Source organism: Sphingopyxis italica, assembly GCF_011926545.1.
Classification (GTDB): Bacteria; Pseudomonadota; Alphaproteobacteria; order Sphingomonadales; family Sphingomonadaceae; genus Sphingopyxis; species Sphingopyxis italica.
This window is the reverse complement of the sequence record NZ_JAATIT010000003.1, coordinates 572,070-587,106: the sequence shown is the minus strand read 5'-3', so window position 1 is coordinate 587,106 and position 15,037 is coordinate 572,070. Positions and strand designations below refer to the sequence as shown.

At 65.5% G+C, this 15,037-nt stretch carries 8 protein-coding genes and 1 tRNA gene; 7 read left to right on the top strand and 2 right to left on the bottom strand.

Annotation, left to right across the window (positions count from 1 at the left end; genetic code table 11):
* The first annotated feature begins 22 nt into the window (after positions 1 to 22).
* Positions 23 to 97 (top strand) — tRNA-Gln (locus GGR90_RS14050).
* A gap of 5 nt (positions 98 to 102) precedes the next feature.
* Here GGR90_RS14050 and GGR90_RS14045 read toward each other — a convergent pair.
* Positions 103 to 1,482 (bottom strand): amidohydrolase family protein, encoded by a 1,380-nt coding sequence (locus GGR90_RS14045; protein ID WP_167922055.1) that lies wholly within the window; start codon positions 1,480 to 1,482, stop codon positions 103 to 105.
* A 138-nt stretch (positions 1,483 to 1,620) separates the two neighbouring features.
* Here GGR90_RS14045 and GGR90_RS14040 point away from each other — a divergent pair, with 138 nt between their 5' ends.
* Positions 1,621 to 3,435 carry a DUF885 domain-containing protein gene (locus tag GGR90_RS14040; protein ID WP_209023757.1) on the top strand — a complete coding sequence of 605 codons (1,815 nt, stop codon included), beginning with the start codon at positions 1,621 to 1,623 and terminating at the stop codon, positions 3,433 to 3,435.
* Between the two features lie 141 nt (positions 3,436 to 3,576).
* Positions 3,577 to 4,818: an ROK family transcriptional regulator gene (locus GGR90_RS14035; protein ID WP_167922054.1), complete on the top strand. Its 1,242-nt coding sequence runs from the start codon at positions 3,577 to 3,579 to the stop codon at positions 4,816 to 4,818.
* Between the two features lie 3 nt (positions 4,819 to 4,821).
* Here the strand turns inward: GGR90_RS14035 and GGR90_RS14030 are convergent, their stop codons facing one another.
* Positions 4,822 to 6,183, bottom strand: a complete 1,362-nt coding sequence (locus GGR90_RS14030) for a sugar porter family MFS transporter (RefSeq protein ID WP_167922053.1) — start codon at positions 6,181 to 6,183, stop codon at positions 4,822 to 4,824.
* Between the two features lie 215 nt (positions 6,184 to 6,398).
* Between GGR90_RS14030 and GGR90_RS14025 the strand changes: the two genes are divergently transcribed.
* The 4 genes from GGR90_RS14025 (at position 6,399) to GGR90_RS14010 (ending at position 14,984) form a co-directional block, all read left to right on the top strand.
* Complete coding sequence (locus GGR90_RS14025) at positions 6,399 to 7,226, top strand: cupin domain-containing protein (RefSeq protein ID WP_167922052.1); 828 nt, start codon at positions 6,399 to 6,401, stop codon at positions 7,224 to 7,226.
* A 112-nt stretch (positions 7,227 to 7,338) separates the two neighbouring features.
* Positions 7,339 to 9,651, top strand: a complete 2,313-nt coding sequence (locus GGR90_RS14020) for a GH92 family glycosyl hydrolase (RefSeq protein ID WP_245198673.1) — start codon at positions 7,339 to 7,341, stop codon at positions 9,649 to 9,651.
* A gap of 101 nt (positions 9,652 to 9,752) precedes the next feature.
* Entirely contained in the window at positions 9,753 to 11,702 is a 1,950-nt protein-coding gene (locus GGR90_RS14015; RefSeq protein ID WP_209023755.1) for a glycoside hydrolase family 2 protein, read from the top strand.
* Positions 11,703 to 11,993: 291 nt separating this feature from the next.
* Entirely contained in the window at positions 11,994 to 14,984 is a 2,991-nt protein-coding gene (locus GGR90_RS14010; RefSeq protein ID WP_245198708.1) for a TonB-dependent receptor, read from the top strand.
* The last annotated feature ends 53 nt before the right edge of the window (positions 14,985 to 15,037 follow it).

The following is a 15,037-nucleotide window of genomic DNA, read 5'->3' as shown; positions in this document are numbered from 1 at the left end:
GAGCGCGCGTCGCACCGGCCGTTGGGGCGTCGCCAAGCGGTAAGGCAGCGGCTTTTGATGCCGCCATGCGCAGGTTCGAATCCTGCCGCCCCAGCCAGCCGGTCAATCCGCTTCGCCCAATTCCTCCGGCGTCGGCGCGACATAGTCGGTGCGCCGATATTCGCGGCCGCGCTTCACCGTCATTTCGATCCGCTCGATATTGTCGATGTCGGCCAGGGGGTCGGCGGCCAGCACGACGAAGTTCGCGAGCTTGCCGGGCTCGATCGATCCCATATCCTTGTCCTGCCCGGCCGCGCGGGCGCCGACCAGCGTCGCCGAATGGATGACGGCGAGCGGCGGCATGCCGACATCGTGCGCCAGATAGCGCAGCTCGGCATGGACTTCGGGCCAGCGGTTGCTCGCGGGGTCGACGAAGTCGGTGCCGGTCGAGATCGGAATGCCGGCGCGCCACGCCTGCTGTGTCAGCCGGATCGTCCGCGCGCCGCTGCACCGCAACGATTTCGCCTTGGGGTCCGCCTTGCGCGCGGCCTCGAACTTCACGAACAGGCTGCCGGTCGCGTCGAGGATCGTGCCCTGTTTCGCCATCGCCCGGTAAAGGCCGGCGACGACCGGATCGTCGCCCGTCGGCGCGAGGCGCGTCTCGTCGACCGGGGTGCGGTCCTCATAGGCGGCGAGCATCTCGGGCTGCGCTTCGTAACCCAGATAGCAGACATGGCTGATGACGTCGGCGCCCGCGGCGATGACCTCGGCGGGGCGGGCGGGAAAGATCGCGCTGTGCGCCCAGACCATCATCTTCTGGCGGTGCGCCTCGGCGGTGATCGCCGCGACGCGCTCGGCCGGAAGGTCGGCATAGATTTTGATCGCGGTCGCCGACGTGCCGCGCGCCAGCGTCACCGCGGTACGCAAATCGGTGTTCGCATCGATCGCCTGCATCCACGGCGCGGTTCCCGGCGCGAAGCCGCGGCTGACCGACAGGACGCGCGGGTCGGCAAAGAAAGGCGGGCCCGCCATCAGCGCGGCATAATAGATGTCGGGCGCGGCAATCTCGCCCACCAGCGAAGCGCGCGCCAGATCGCCCACCGCGCGCAGATCGTCGGCCATGTCGCGCACCGCGGTGACCCCGCCGTAGAGCTGGCGGCGCAGGATCGCCTCGGCACGCGTCCGGTTCGGCGGCGTCGCGAGATGGACGTGGCTGTCGACCAGCCCCGGAATGACGAAGCGCCCCGACAGGTCGATCCGGCGGGCCGCCCCGGCCTGCGCCGCCAGCGCGTCATGCGCCCCGATCGCGACGATACGCTCGCCCTCGACCAATATGTCCTGATCGGGACGCGCCGCGCCGCCGGTGCCGTCGATGACCGTCGCGCCGGTATAGAGCGTGGTCTGGGGGGCGTCGGCGGAGGCCGCGGCGACCGGCGATAGCGCCAGGCCGAGCGAGGCAAGAATGGCGAACAGGGCGAGGCGGCGGGAGGGGGGCTTGATCATGCGCCAGTCGCTAGCCGGGCTGTTTCGCCTTCGCAATCGCCGAAGCGCGATCGTCTTGCATCGAGCCGGCGCCGTCCGGTTGTGATTGCGCCAAAGCAAGCACTGGCTACAAGCGACGCATTCGACAGGAGAATTTTCATGCGTTTCGCAATTGCCCTGATGTTGATGCCCATATTGCCGCTCGCCGTCCTTCCCGCCCCGGCGATGGCCGAGACGGCGGCGGCGCCAGCGGCGACGCAGGACGCGGCGCTGCTCCGCTTTCTCGACGACGCCTTCGACGCGCGGATCGCACTCCAGCCCGAAAGCCAGACGCATCTTGGGCTCAAGACCAACTACGACCGGCTCGACGATTATACCGACGCCGCCGCGGTGCGCGAGCAGGCGCTGCTCGAAAGCCAACTGAAGGATATGCGCGCGCGTTTCCGCCCCGAGCAATTGGGACCGAGCGCGCGCCTCAGCTATCGCTTGTTCGAATATGACGTTGAGCGCCGTCGCGACTCTTTCCGCTTCCGCAAGCTCCGCTTCCCGGTCACGACCAACGGCAGCCCGGCGGGCGATATTCCCGTGCTGCTGATCAACAATCACAAGGTCGATACCGTCGCCGATGCGGCGGCCTATATCGCGCGGCTGCGCGACACCGACCGCGTGATGCGTGAGGTCGCGGCAACGATGCGCGAGCAGGCGGTGGCCGGCGCGGTGCCCAACAAGGTGAATTTCGCCCCCGCGCGCGCCGATGCGAAGAAAATCCTCGTCGGCGCGCCGTTTGATAGCGGGGCGGATTCGACGTTGCTCGCCGATTTCCGGAAAAAGGTGGGCGCGCTCGATGCGTCCGATGCGGTCAAGGCGAAGCTGATCGCCGACGCGACCGCGGCGCTGACCGGTCCGTTCAAGCACGGCTATGATGTCCTCATCGCCGCGATCGACGAGGTTGCGCCCCAGTCGAAAGGCAATTTCGGCGTGTGGAGCCTGCCCGATGGCGAGGCCTATTATGCCGACCGGCTGAAAAATTCGACGACGACCGACCTCACCGCCGACCAGATCCACGAACTCGGGTTGAAGCAGGTCGCGGCGATCCGGGAGGAAATGGAAGCGATCAAGCGCGAGGTCGGTTTCAACGGCACGCTCGAACAATTTTTCGACCATATCCGCACCGATCCGAAGTTCAAATATCCGAACACGGGGGCCGGCCGCGAAGCCTATCTGACCGATGCGCGCGCGGTGATCGCATCGGCGATGGAAGCGGCGCCGCGCTATTTCAGCGTGCTGCCGAAGGCCGCGCTCGAAGTGCGCGCGGTCGAGAAGTGGCGCGAGGCGACCGCGTCGACCGCTTTCTATAACCCGCCCTCGGCCGACGGGTCGCGCCCCGGCATCTATTACGTCAACCTGATCGACATGAACCAGACGCAAAAGGTGCAGGTCGCGGCGATCGCCGCGCATGAGGGCGCGCCGGGCCATCATTTCCAGATCGCGCGGCAGCAGGAGCTGACCGGCATCCCCAAGTTCCGCAAGTTCGGCGGCTATGGCGCCTATATCGAGGGCTGGGGGCTTTATTCGGAGCGGCTCGCGAACGAGATGGGGATATACAAGACCCCCTATGACCGGTTCGGCATGCTGTCGCTCCAGGTGTGGCGCGCGATCCGGCTGGTGCTCGACACCGGCATCCATTCGAAGCGATGGACGCGCGAACAGGCAATCGCCTATTTCCGCGCCAACAGCTCGGTCGCCGAGACCGACATCGCGCGCGAAGTCGACCGCTATTTCAACTGGCCGGGCCAGGCGACGAGCTACATGGTTGGACAGCTGAAGATCGCCGAACTGCGCGAGCGTGCCGAGCGCGAACTCGGACCGCGCTTCGACATTCGCGAATTTCACGAAGCGGTGCTCGGCGAAGGCGCGCTGCCGCTGAGCATTCTCGAGGAACAGGTCGCCGCTTATATCGCGTCGAAGCGCTGATACCCGGCGGCGTTCGATTGACAGGACGCCGCCGCTCGGCTTTATCGAAAATCGAATTATTAAAGCGACGACGCTTTATGGCATGAGTCTGTTTGGCGGGGGGCGCCGGGCATTCGAACCAGCTTGGAGGACAGTCCTGCAATGAGCCTCAACCTTCCGGGTCGCGACCGGCGCCAGTCGGCAATGAGCGGATCGGAGGCGCGCGACGCGCGGCTGACGCTCAGCCTGTCGGGCACGAATCTGGAGCGCGCGGGCGACTATAATCAGCGGATCGTGCTCCAGGCGATCCGCCTGACCGAAGAGACGACGCGCAGCGACCTCGCGCGCGTCACCGGCCTCACGCCGCCGACGATCGTGAACATCACGAAGCGGCTGATCGACCTCGGCCTCGTCAAGCCGGCCGGACGCCTGCAGGGCAAGCGCGGCCAGCCCGCGATGCGGATCGTCATCGATCCCGACGGCGCCTTCGCGATCGGGCTCAATATCGACCGCGATCATATCACGCTGGTGACGCTCGATCTTGCGGGCAGGATTCGCAGCCGTCACACGCGCGAGATCGCCTTCGCCTTGCCCGAAACGGTCGTCGATCATGTGCGCGACATCTTGCCCGGACTGCTCGAAGAGGGCGGGGTCGACCGGGCGCGTATCCTCGGCGTCGGGGTCGCGCTCCCCGACGACCTCGGGCGCATCGCGCTGCCGCATCGGCCGACGGAATATGACGCGTGGGACGCGATCGACCTTGGCGCGCTGCTCGGCGAAGTGCTGCCCTGGCCGCTGCACGCCGACAATGACGCGGCCTCGGCGGCGCTCGGCGAAGTGCATCTCGGCAACGGCATCGCGCTGCCGAGCTTCTTCTACCTGCTGATCAGCGCGGGGCTTGGCGGCGGGCTCGTCATCGATCGCAGCTATGTTCGCGGCGCCGATTCGCGGTCGGGCGAGATTTGGGCGATGCCCGACCCCGAGCGCGGCGACGGCGCGAATGTGCAGGATACGGTTTCACTGTCGGCGCTCTACGCGCGGCTCGAAGCCGAAGGGCACGAGGTCGATGCGCCCGACGCGCTGCTCGGCAGTTCGCCCGAGCGCGAGGCGGTGATCCTGCAATGGCTCGACGACGCCGCCGAGGCGCTCGTCCGGCCGCTGATCGCGGTCAATTGCCTGATCAACCCCGCCGCCATCCTGATCGGCGGGCGCCTGCCGGGCAAATTGGTTGACGGCCTCGTCGAGCGGCTCAACGCGCGGATGACGGGGGTCAAGTTGCCGGTGGTGGCGCCGGTGCGACGCGCCGGCGCGGCCGACGACGCCTCGGCGATCGGCGCCGCGATCATCCCCTTCCTCGATCATGTCCTGCCGTCGGAATCGATCCTGATGCAGGCGGGGCGCTGACGGTCAGCCCGCCGTGATCTGCCGGTCCATTTCGTCGAGATCGACGCCCTTCGTTTCGGGAAAGACCGCGGCAACAACTACGAATTGAACTACCATCGCGGCGGCGAAGATGACGAAGGGTGCGCCGGGCGACCAGGCGACCAGCACCGGAAAGATTCCGGCGATCAGCGCGTTCATCAACCAGTGCGTGCTGGCGCCCAGCGCGCTGCCGCGTGCGCGCACCGGCGTCGGGAAAATCTCCGAAATATAGACCCAGATGACCGCGCCCTGGCTGGTGGCGAAAAAGGCGATGAACCCGATCAATGCCGGCAGCATCAGGCCGGTACCGAGCGCGCCGAACAGCACCCCGGCCGCAGCGGCGAGACACAGCGTCATGCCCGCCGCGCCGGCGAGCAGCAGCGTCTTGCGCCCGAGGCGGTCGATCAGCGCCATGCCGACGAGCGTGAAGACGAGGTTGGCGATCCCGATCATCACGGCCTGCCGGTCGGGCGACAGCGACCCCGCGCGCGCGAAAATATCGTTCAGATAATAGAGCACCGCGTTGATGCCCGCGAGCTGGTTGAACATCGCGATCAGGATGACGAGCAGCATCGGCCGGCGGTGCCGGCGCCACGACAGCTTCTCGCCCGGTGGATCGCGTTCGAGCGCCGCTTCGATCCGGTCGAGTTCGGCGGTCGGTGCGCCGATGCGGCCCATCGCCATGCTGGCCTCTTCGCGGCGTCCCTTGGCGAGAAGCCAACGCGGGCTGTTGGGGATCGCGAAAAGCAGGATGAAGAAGATCAGGGCAGGGGCGGCGGTCACCCCCAGCTTCCACCGCCACGCCGTGTCGCCGCTGACAAGGCCCGCGATCGTCGCATTGCTGAGATAGGCGACGAGGATGCCGGTGACGATCATCAGCTGGAACAGGCCGACGAGGAAGCCGCGGTGCCGCGGCGGCGCGATCTCGGCGATATAGACGGGGGCGAGGACCGACGAGCCGCCGATCGCAAGCCCGCATATGAAGCGGAAGACGAGGAAGGATGTCCAGCCCGGCGCTAGCGCGCAGCCGAGTCCCGCGACGAAATAAAGGATGGCGAGCACCCGCAGGCTGTCGCGGCTGCCAAAGGCGTCGCCGGGCTTGCCCGCGAACAAGGCGCCGACCAGCGTTCCCCAAAGCGCCGCCGAAACGGTGATGCCGAGCGTTTCGGGGGTGAGGGCGAACAGCGTGGTCAGGTCGCCGGTCACGCCCGCGATCACCGCGGTATCGAAGCCGAACAACAGACCGGCGAGCGCCGCCGTTCCGATCGCCGCGGCGAGGACGCCGCGGCGGGGACGGCTCGCTGCATCCGCGCTGGAAAAGGCCGCCTTCTCGGGCGTGTGGGTCATCTTTTCTCTCCCGCAGGATCGGACGTCGGCGCCCGTCCTCTTTCGTCCGGACATGCCATAAACGCGTCTTCGATCAAATAAATTAATTTTCATTATTATCTTGACGCCGACGGCGTGGGCGGGGCAGCATATGAAAAATCGGCCGCCGGGATTGCCGTCCGAACGCCCGGCAAACCGACCCGAAAGGACGGGCGGAGCTATGAAGGAGGGGATTGGTGCCAGCGACCTTGCTTGCGACTCACCGGGTGGAGAAGCCCTGGGGACGGCATGAATTGCGGGCCTCTTTCCGCGCAGCGCCGGCGGACGGCGAACCGGTGGGCGAAATATGGTTTCAGGCACCCGGCGACGCGGCGCCCGACCTGCTGATCAAATATCTGTTCACGAGCGAAAAACTGTCGGTGCAGGTCCACCCGGACGATGCGCAGGCGCATGCCCGCGGATTGCCGCGCGGCAAGGACGAATGCTGGCTGATCCTCGGCGCCGAGCCCGGTTCGACGATCGCGCTCGGGACCAAGGCGCCGGTCGAGCGGGACAGGCTGCGCGCGGCCGCACTCGACGGCAGCATCGAGCAATTGCTCGACTGGAAACCCGTCAAGGCAGGCGATTTCTTTTATGTTCCCTCGGGCACGGTCCATGCGATCGGCGCGGGGCTGACGCTGATCGAGGTGCAGCAGAACAGCGAGACCACCTATCGTCTCTACGATTATGGCCGCCCGCGCGAATTGCACCTGGGCGACGGCATCGCGGTCGCCGACCCGCGGCCTTACGTGGCCTATCCGTCGCCCGGCCGCGTGGCCGACGATCGCGAGATCCTCGTTGACGGTCCGAAGTTCATACTCGAACGGCTCGCGGGCGGCACACGGACGATCGCACTCCCCGATGGCGTCACGGCGTGGCTGATCCCGGTGGCGGGCAACGGTCTGGTGGACGGCGTCGCTTTCGCAGCGGGCGAATGCCTCACGCTCACCGGCACGGCGCAGATCGCGGCCGATGCGGGCGCCGACCTGCTGCTGGCCTATCCGGGGGAGGGGCGCCTCCCATGACCGGGCGGGCGCGCTGGAAAGCGCGCCGCACGCACACGCAATCAACGACAAGAATTCAGGGAAGAGGGTCGCAATGAAAAAGAAAATGGGTTCGAACAGATTGCAGCCTCGGTTGCGAAAGGCCGCGATCGCGATGGCGTCGTCCGCCGCGATACTGGCCTTCACGGCCGCGGCCGCGCAGTCGCCGGTCGATCTCGCCAACCCGCTCGTCGGCACCGCGCCGCTCGACGATCCGGCGGTGATCGGCAACGCGCCGCCGCCGGGCGAGCCCGTCTATTCGGGGCAGACCTCGCCGGGTGCGCGCCTGCCGCACGGCTCGGTCGCGGCCTCGCCGGTCAACAATAATATCGAGCTTCTCTATCCGAACGGCGTCCCCGTTCCCTATTATTACACCAACCCGACGATGATCGGCTTCACCGGCGGCGGCGGCTCGACCTATGGCGGCGGCGCCGAGCCGTTTATCATGCCGGTGGTCGGCGACTGGTCGCCGCCCCCCGCCTACAGCCAGTCCTATTACGACAAGTCGCGTGAAAAGGCGTCGCCGGGCTATTATTCGGTCTATCTCGACACCTTCCGCACCCAGGTCGAGCTCACCGCGACGCGCTGGGCGAGCGTGATGCGCTTTACTTTTCCGCAGAGCGAGCGGTCGAACGTCATCGTCAACCTGCCGCGCCACGGCGGGACGGTCGAGGTCGTCGGCGACCGCATCGTGCGCGGAATATCGAAAGACAAGCGCAGCACCGACGGCGCCTATTTCGTCGCCGAATTTTCGAAGCCCTTCGCCGCGCTCGGCACCTTCCGCAAATCGCCCGGCGACAATATCGGCTGGGGCATCGGCACCAGCGACGTGCAGCCCGGCGCGCGCGACATTTCGGGCAGCTACGCCGGCAGCTATGTGACCTTCAAGACCAAGGCCGACGAACAGGTGCTGATGAAGATCGCGCACGGCACCAGCTATGAACAGGCGGCCGAGCGGCTCGCCGCCGAAGTGGCCGGTTGGGATTTCGACGGCGTTCACAAGGCGGCGCGCGACACTTGGGCGCAGCTGTTGAACCGCGTCCGCGTGACGGGCGGCACCGACAAGCAGCGGCGGCTCTTCTATTCGACCCTCTTCCAGTCCTTCGCCTCACCGCGCTTGATCGCGCAGAAGGGCGAAAAATTCGCCGATACCAATGGCAAGGTCCAGACCGCGACGCACGACCGCTACGGCCCGGTTCCCTTCTGGGACACGGGGCGTAACCAGATCGTCCTGCTCGAACTGATGGAGCCCGAGGCGGTCAAGAACATCATGGCCTCCGAACTCGCGATGGCGCGCGAGAAGGGTTATATGAACACCTCCTTCCACGGCGACAATGCGGTGTTCCTGTTCCTTGGCGCGTGGGAGCGCGGCATCGAATTCGATTATGAAGCCGCCTATGAATATATGCGCAAGAATGCGACCGACCCGAAGGGGCCGCGCGGCTATCTCGCCGAATATATGAAACAGGGCTGGATTTCGGACATCGTGCCCGACCATAATCCCAGCCCGCCCTATGCCGGCGGCAAGGCGGGCGCGGACAAGACGCTCGAATATGCGTGGGACGATTATGCGCTCGCGCTCTATGCGAAGAAGCTCGGCAAGGACGCCGACTACCGGATGTTCCTGAAACGCGCGGGCAATTACGTCAATGTCTTCGACAAATCGATCGGCTTCATGCGCGGACGCACCGCCGACGGCAAGTGGATCGCGCCGTTCGATCCGCAGGAGCCCTATTATAATTTCATGATGAAGGAGGCGTCGGGCTGGTCGACGCTTTGGCTCGTCCCGCACGATGTTCAGGGGCTGATCGGCCTCCTCGGCGGACGCGACGCGTTCAATGCCAAGCTCGACGAATTTTTCACCAAACCCTATAATCCGACGGGCATCTGCCGCGACTGCACCGGCGTGATCGGCCAATATGTCCACGGCAACCAGCCCGACCAGCAGGCGCCCTATTATTACAACTGGAGCGGCCAGCCGTGGAAGACGCAGGCGCTGGTCCGCAAGATCCTCGAAAAAACCTATGCCAGCGACGCCGCGGGCTACGGCTATCCGGGGATGGACGATCAGGGCGCGACCTCGTCCTGGTATGCGCTGTCGGCGCTCGGCTTTTATCCGGTCGATCCATCGAGCCAGGATTATATCATCGGCAGCCCGCTGTTCGACGACGCCAGCCTCGACATGGGCAATGGCAAGACGCTGCGGATCGTCGCGCGCAATAATTCGGACACGAATATGTACATCCAGTCGGCGACGCTCAACGGCAAGCCGTGGAACAAGCCATGGTTCCGCCACGACGATGTCAAGGACGGCGCGACCTTCGTCTTCACCATGGGCCCCAAGCCCAACAAGGCATGGGGCGCATCGCCCGACGCCGCGCCGCCCTCGATGTCGCGAAAACGCTGACCGAACCCGCCCCTCGCCCCCGTGTCCTCCGCGGGGGCGCGAGCCCAGGACCCGCCTTCCCCCTAAGGGTCCTGGGCTCTCCCAATTCGACAGGACATAATATGCGCAGCTTTCTGATCACCGCATCGCTTCTCGCTTTCGCGCCGCTCGCGGTACAGGCCCAGACCGCCGCATCGCCCGCGGACGACGCCGTCTATACCGGCGAACTGATGACGCGCTGGGGCAAGGAAGTGACGCCCGAAAACGCCTGGCGCCTCTATCCGCGCCCGCAGATGGTGCGCGACCGCTGGCTCAACCTCAACGGCCTGTGGGATTATGCGATCGCGCCCAAGGCGGCCGAGCTCCCGGCGGCGATGGACGGCAAGATCCTCGTGCCCTTCCCGGTCGAATCGAAACTCTCGCGCGTCGCGCGCAAGGTCACGCCCGACGACCGCGTCTGGTATCGCCGCAGCTTCACCGTCCCCGCCGACTGGCGCGGCGAGAATGTCATGCTCAACTTCGGCGCGGTCGATTATGAAGCGACGGTGCGCGTCAACGGATCGGTCGTCGGGTCGCACAAGGGCGGGTTCGACGCCTTCGGATTCGACATCACCCCCTATTTGAGGGCGGGCGAGAATGAGCTGATCGTCGAGGTGCTCGACCCGACGAGCGCGGGCACGCAGCCGCGCGGCAAGCAAATCCTCGACCCCGCCGGCATCTGGTACACCGCGGTCAGCGGCATCTGGCAGACGGTGTGGATCGAACCCGTGCCGAAACTCCACATCGCCGAGGTGCGCGCGACGCCCGACATCGACCGCGGCACCGTCGACGTCGCGGTGGCATTGAGCGGCTGGGCGAACGACACCGACGCGGTGCGGCTGACCGCGAGCGCCGGGGGCAAGCCGATCGCCTCCACGATCATCCGCGCCAACCGGCGGGCGACGCTCGCGGTCCCGAACGCGCATCTCTGGTCGCCCGACGATCCGCATCTCTACGACCTCAAGGCCGAACTGGTGACGATCGCCGATCCCTATGCGAGCGAGGCCGAACGCGACCGCAAGGCCTATGACTCGCGCTTCACCGATCACGAAAGCCGCGTCTATGCGAAGGCGCGGGTCGACGGCGCGCCGCGCGACAGCGTTGCCGCCTATTTCGCGATGCGCAAGGTGTCGATCGGCCCCGGCCGCGTCGCGGGGCAGCCCGCCATCCTGCTCAACAACAAGCCGCTGTTCCAGCACGGCACGCTCGATCAGGGCTGGTGGCCCGATGGACTTTACACGCCGCCGTCGGAGGAGGCGATGAAGAGCGACATCGTCTTCCTGAAGAAGGCGGGGTTCAATATGCTGAGGAAGCATATCAAGGTCGAACCCGCGCGCTATTATCACGACGCCGACCGGCTCGGTATGCTGATCTGGCAGGACATGCCCTCGGGCGGCGGCGAGGATCAGTATCTCGCGGGCACCAGCCAGTATCAGGCGATCTTTCCGTCGGAAACGCTCGCCGAGCAGCAGAAGCAATTGTCCGAAATGGTCGGCGAACTGCGCGCCTTTCCCTCGATCGTCACCTGGGTGATCAATAACGAAGGGTGGGGCCAATATGATTCGGCGACGCTCGCGCGCTTCGTGAAGGGGCTCGATCCCTCGCGGCTGGTCAACGCCAATTCGGGCTGGGTCGACGTCGCGCCCGGCGTGTCGGACATGCTCGACATCCACACCTATGAGGATGTGCCGCGGACGCCGCCATTGCAGGCGAACCGCGCGATCGTGCTCGGCGAATATGGCGGCGTCGGCTTCCCCGTGCCGGGCCATATCTGGAAACCCGGCAAGGACAATTGGAGCTATCAGGTCGCCAAGGACGAAAAGGAATATCTGGTCCGCTTCCGCCGCAAGATGGAGGGCGTGATCCGGCAGGCGAAGGAGAATGGCCTCAGCGCCTCGGTCTACACCCAGACCACCGACGTCGAGGACGAGATCAACGGACTTTTGACCTACGACCGCGCGGTGCCAAAGGCGCCGGCGGAGGCGCTGGCAAAGATCGCCGCGCCGTTGTGGACGACTCCGGCGCCCGATTGACGGGCGGACGGAGGATAGCGTGACAGGTGCTGCCATCCCCGAGTCGGGATGGCGGCGGCGGCGCTGTGCGGCTCGTTATCACTCCCCAAAAAAGCACGGAAAACTGCCATTTTAACATGGGCCTTTAACGGTTCATCGCGTCCCGCCCCCGGCTGGAAAAATTTATTTTGACAAATTGTTTTTTATATTCTGATAGAGGCTCGACGGGTCCGGAGATCCGCCGCTCGGCGACCTGAGGGCGCCGGATAACAAGCGGGGGCGAACAGCCCCTCGAACAGGGAGGTCGATGTGATGAAGGCAGGACAAATCCATTCAGTGAAGACGGCGCGGCGCGCGGCGCTGGTGCGCGAGCTGATGTTGAGCGCGGGCGCGGTGGTCGCATTGTGCGGGGCGGGGCAGGCGCACGCGCAGACCGCCGACGCACCCCCGGCGGACGACGCCGCAGCCGCTCCCGGCGACGCGATCGTCGTCACCGGCTATCGCCAGTCGATCGAAAAGAGCCTCGAGCAGAAGCGCGAATCCAATTCGCTGATCGAGGTCATCACTGCCGAGGACATCGGCAAATTCCCCGACAAGAATGTCGCCGACGCGTTGCAGCGCGTTCCGGGCGTGATCATCACCCGCGACGGCGGCGAGGGCAGCCGCGTCAGCATTCGCGGGCTCCAGTCGGACCTGACGCTGACCCTGCTCAATGGCAATTTCATCGCCGGCGCCGACAGCGGCGATCCGTCGCGCTCGTTCAACTATGTGCTGCTGCCGTCGAACTTCATCGCCAGCACCGAGGTCTATAAATCGTCCGAAGCACGGCTCGAAGAAGGCGGCGTCGGCGGCACGGTGATCCTCAACACCCGGCGTCCGTTCGACCTGCCGGCCTGGTCGGGCTTCATCTCGGCCGAGGGCACCTATTCGGACACGACCAAGAAATTCGACCCGCAGATCGCCGGCCAGATTTCGTGGAAGGACCCCGAAGAACGGCTCGGCTTCCTCGTTGGCGTGACGTATCAGGAACGCGCGAACCGCGAGTTGCGCGGCTCGACCGAGACCTGGCGCTGGTGGAGCGACCGCGATGCGGACGGCAACGTCCTCACCCCCGCGACCGACGTCAATGGCAATCCGTTCGAGAATGACGACGCGATTTCCTATTGGCCGGGCGAGGGTGTGACCGCGCAGGACGGCACCCATTATTCGGGCCATTGGGCGCCGCAATCGGTCAACGCCGAAGTCTTCTCGCAGCAACGCAAGCGCCTCGGCATCCAGGCGACCGCGCAGATGCGCCCGTTCGACAATCTGACCGTCACCGCCAATTATTTCCGCTTCGACTACAAGAGCAACTGGCAGAGCAATGTGCTGAAGATCCCTGAATGGGGCTATGGCAATTTCTTCACCGGCCCGACCTTCGACGAAAGCGGCACGATCTTTCAGTCGGCGAATTTCCAGGTGCCCGCCGCGGGGACCGGCTGTCTGACCAACGAGACGCCCTGCACGATGGAAACCCCGCAGATCGCGGGCTCGTACAGCCGCGAAAAGCAGGTGTCGAACACGTTCGAGACCGAGGTCGCCTGGAACACCGACAATTTCGACGCGGTGGCGAAGTTCGGCAAGACGAAGGCCACCGGCGGTCCGTCGATGCGCTTTGGCGTCGCCGTGAAGCCGCGCCTGACGATCCCCGGGCAGGAGCAGAACGGCAACTTCCTGAGCGCGTGGGATTTCACTGGCGGCAATCTCAACATGGAATTCTCGCCCGAACTGCAGGAAAATATCAAGAACGGCATCGCCCAGATCGACGTCGGCTCGACGGGCTCGGGCTTCACCAACAGCGCGATCTCGCAGCGTTATGCGCAGCTCGATCTCGTCCGCCGCTTCGACAGCGTCCTCAGCGCGCTTCGCGTCGGCGGCAAGTGGCGCGAGATGAGCATCCACCGCGAAACCGGCCGCAACGAATGGTATGCCGATCCGGCGACCGAGCTGCGCTATCAGGACACGCCCGAGGGCGCGGTCGCGCGGCCCGAATATTTCTATGACAATCCGATCGGCAACATCGCCGGCGGGTTCGATGCGAGTTCGTTCCCGGGCATCAATTTCGAAAATTATCTCGATTATATCAATTCGACCTATGGCCCGTCGGTGCGCGTCCCCGAACCGAACAACACCTATAACCTGAAGGAAAAGGTGTTCGCCGGCTATGTGCAGGCCGATTTCGAAGCCGGCCCGCTGCGCGGCAACATCGGCGTGCGCGTGGCGCACACCAAGCAGTCGGGCCTGACGTCGGATCGCCTGCAATTCCTCAACGACTATTGCGTCGATGGCCCGGGCGGTCCGTTCGATCCCGACGTGCCGCTCGGCCCCGACGGCAATTGCGACGTGCGGCCGCTCGACGAGCGCGAGGTGATCGTCAACACGCAGGTCGACCAGTCGAAAAGCTACACCGACTGGCTCCCCAGCCTGAACGTCGTCTACGAGGTTACGCCCGACATCGTCGTCCGCGGCGCGGTCGCCAAGGTGATTGCGCGTCCGTCGTTCAACGATCTGGGGTCGCAGCGTTCGCTGACCTATCGTTCGGCAGCCTATGCCTTCGACCGCGGCCAGTTCGGCGAATTCGAGGGCTGGTCGGGCAGCGGCGGCAACGCCGATCTCCAGCCCTTCTCGGCGTGGCAGTACGACCTTGGCGTCGAATGGTATTTCGACCGCGGCTCGGTGCTCGGCCTTGGCCTGTTCCGCAAGGACGTGTCCGACTTCGTTGTCCCGCTCGTGCTCGACGTGACGCGCGAAGTGAATGGCGAGCAGGTGCTGATCCAGCCCTATTCGACCGTTGCCAACGGGTCGAACGCCCGGTCGCAGGGCGTCGAAGTCTATGCCCAGCATACGCTCGACTTCGGCCTCGGCGCGCAGGTGAACTTCACCTATAACGACACGTCGGTCGCCGACATCACCCTCGATGGCGAGACGGTCGGCAAGTCGGCGCTCGTCGGCAGCGCCAAGACGCAGGTCAACGCATCGGTCTTCTATGAAACCGACAAGTTCCTCGTCCGCGCCTCGTACAACCGCCGCGGCGAAGTCGTCGGCGGGCTCGCCTCGGGCCTCAACGTCTACACCGACCCCTATGAACAGGTCGACATCAACGCTTCGTACGAGCTGATGGACGGGCTGATGCTCACCGCTTCGGTCATCAACCTGACCAAGTCGGAAGAGCGCCAGCACCTTGGCAACGACACCAAGGCCCGGTTCGTCCGCAGCAACTATTTCGGCCGCCGCGCTTACGTTGGCGTTTCGTACAAGTTCTGATGGGGCCCATACCCCAGCTCTCCCACTCGGGTGGCTCCGCAAGGAGCCACCCG

Bases quoted from the DNA above. Each gene is read 5' to 3' on its own strand.
- GGR90_RS14010 (WP_245198708.1), top strand. From the start codon at position 11,994: ATGAAGGCAGGACAAATCCATTCAGTGAAGACGGCGCGGCGCGCGGCG.
- GGR90_RS14015 (WP_209023755.1), top strand. From the start codon at position 9,753: ATGCGCAGCTTTCTGATCACCGCATCGCTTCTCGCTTTCGCGCCGCTC.
- GGR90_RS14030 (WP_167922053.1), bottom strand. From the start codon at position 6,183: ATGACCCACACGCCCGAGAAGGCGGCCTTTTCCAGCGCGGATGCAGCG.
- GGR90_RS14040 (WP_209023757.1), top strand. From the start codon at position 1,621: ATGCGTTTCGCAATTGCCCTGATGTTGATGCCCATATTGCCGCTCGCC.
- GGR90_RS14045 (WP_167922055.1), bottom strand. From the start codon at position 1,482: ATGATCAAGCCCCCCTCCCGCCGCCTCGCCCTGTTCGCCATTCTTGCC.
- GGR90_RS14035 (WP_167922054.1), top strand. From the start codon at position 3,577: ATGAGCCTCAACCTTCCGGGTCGCGACCGGCGCCAGTCGGCAATGAGC.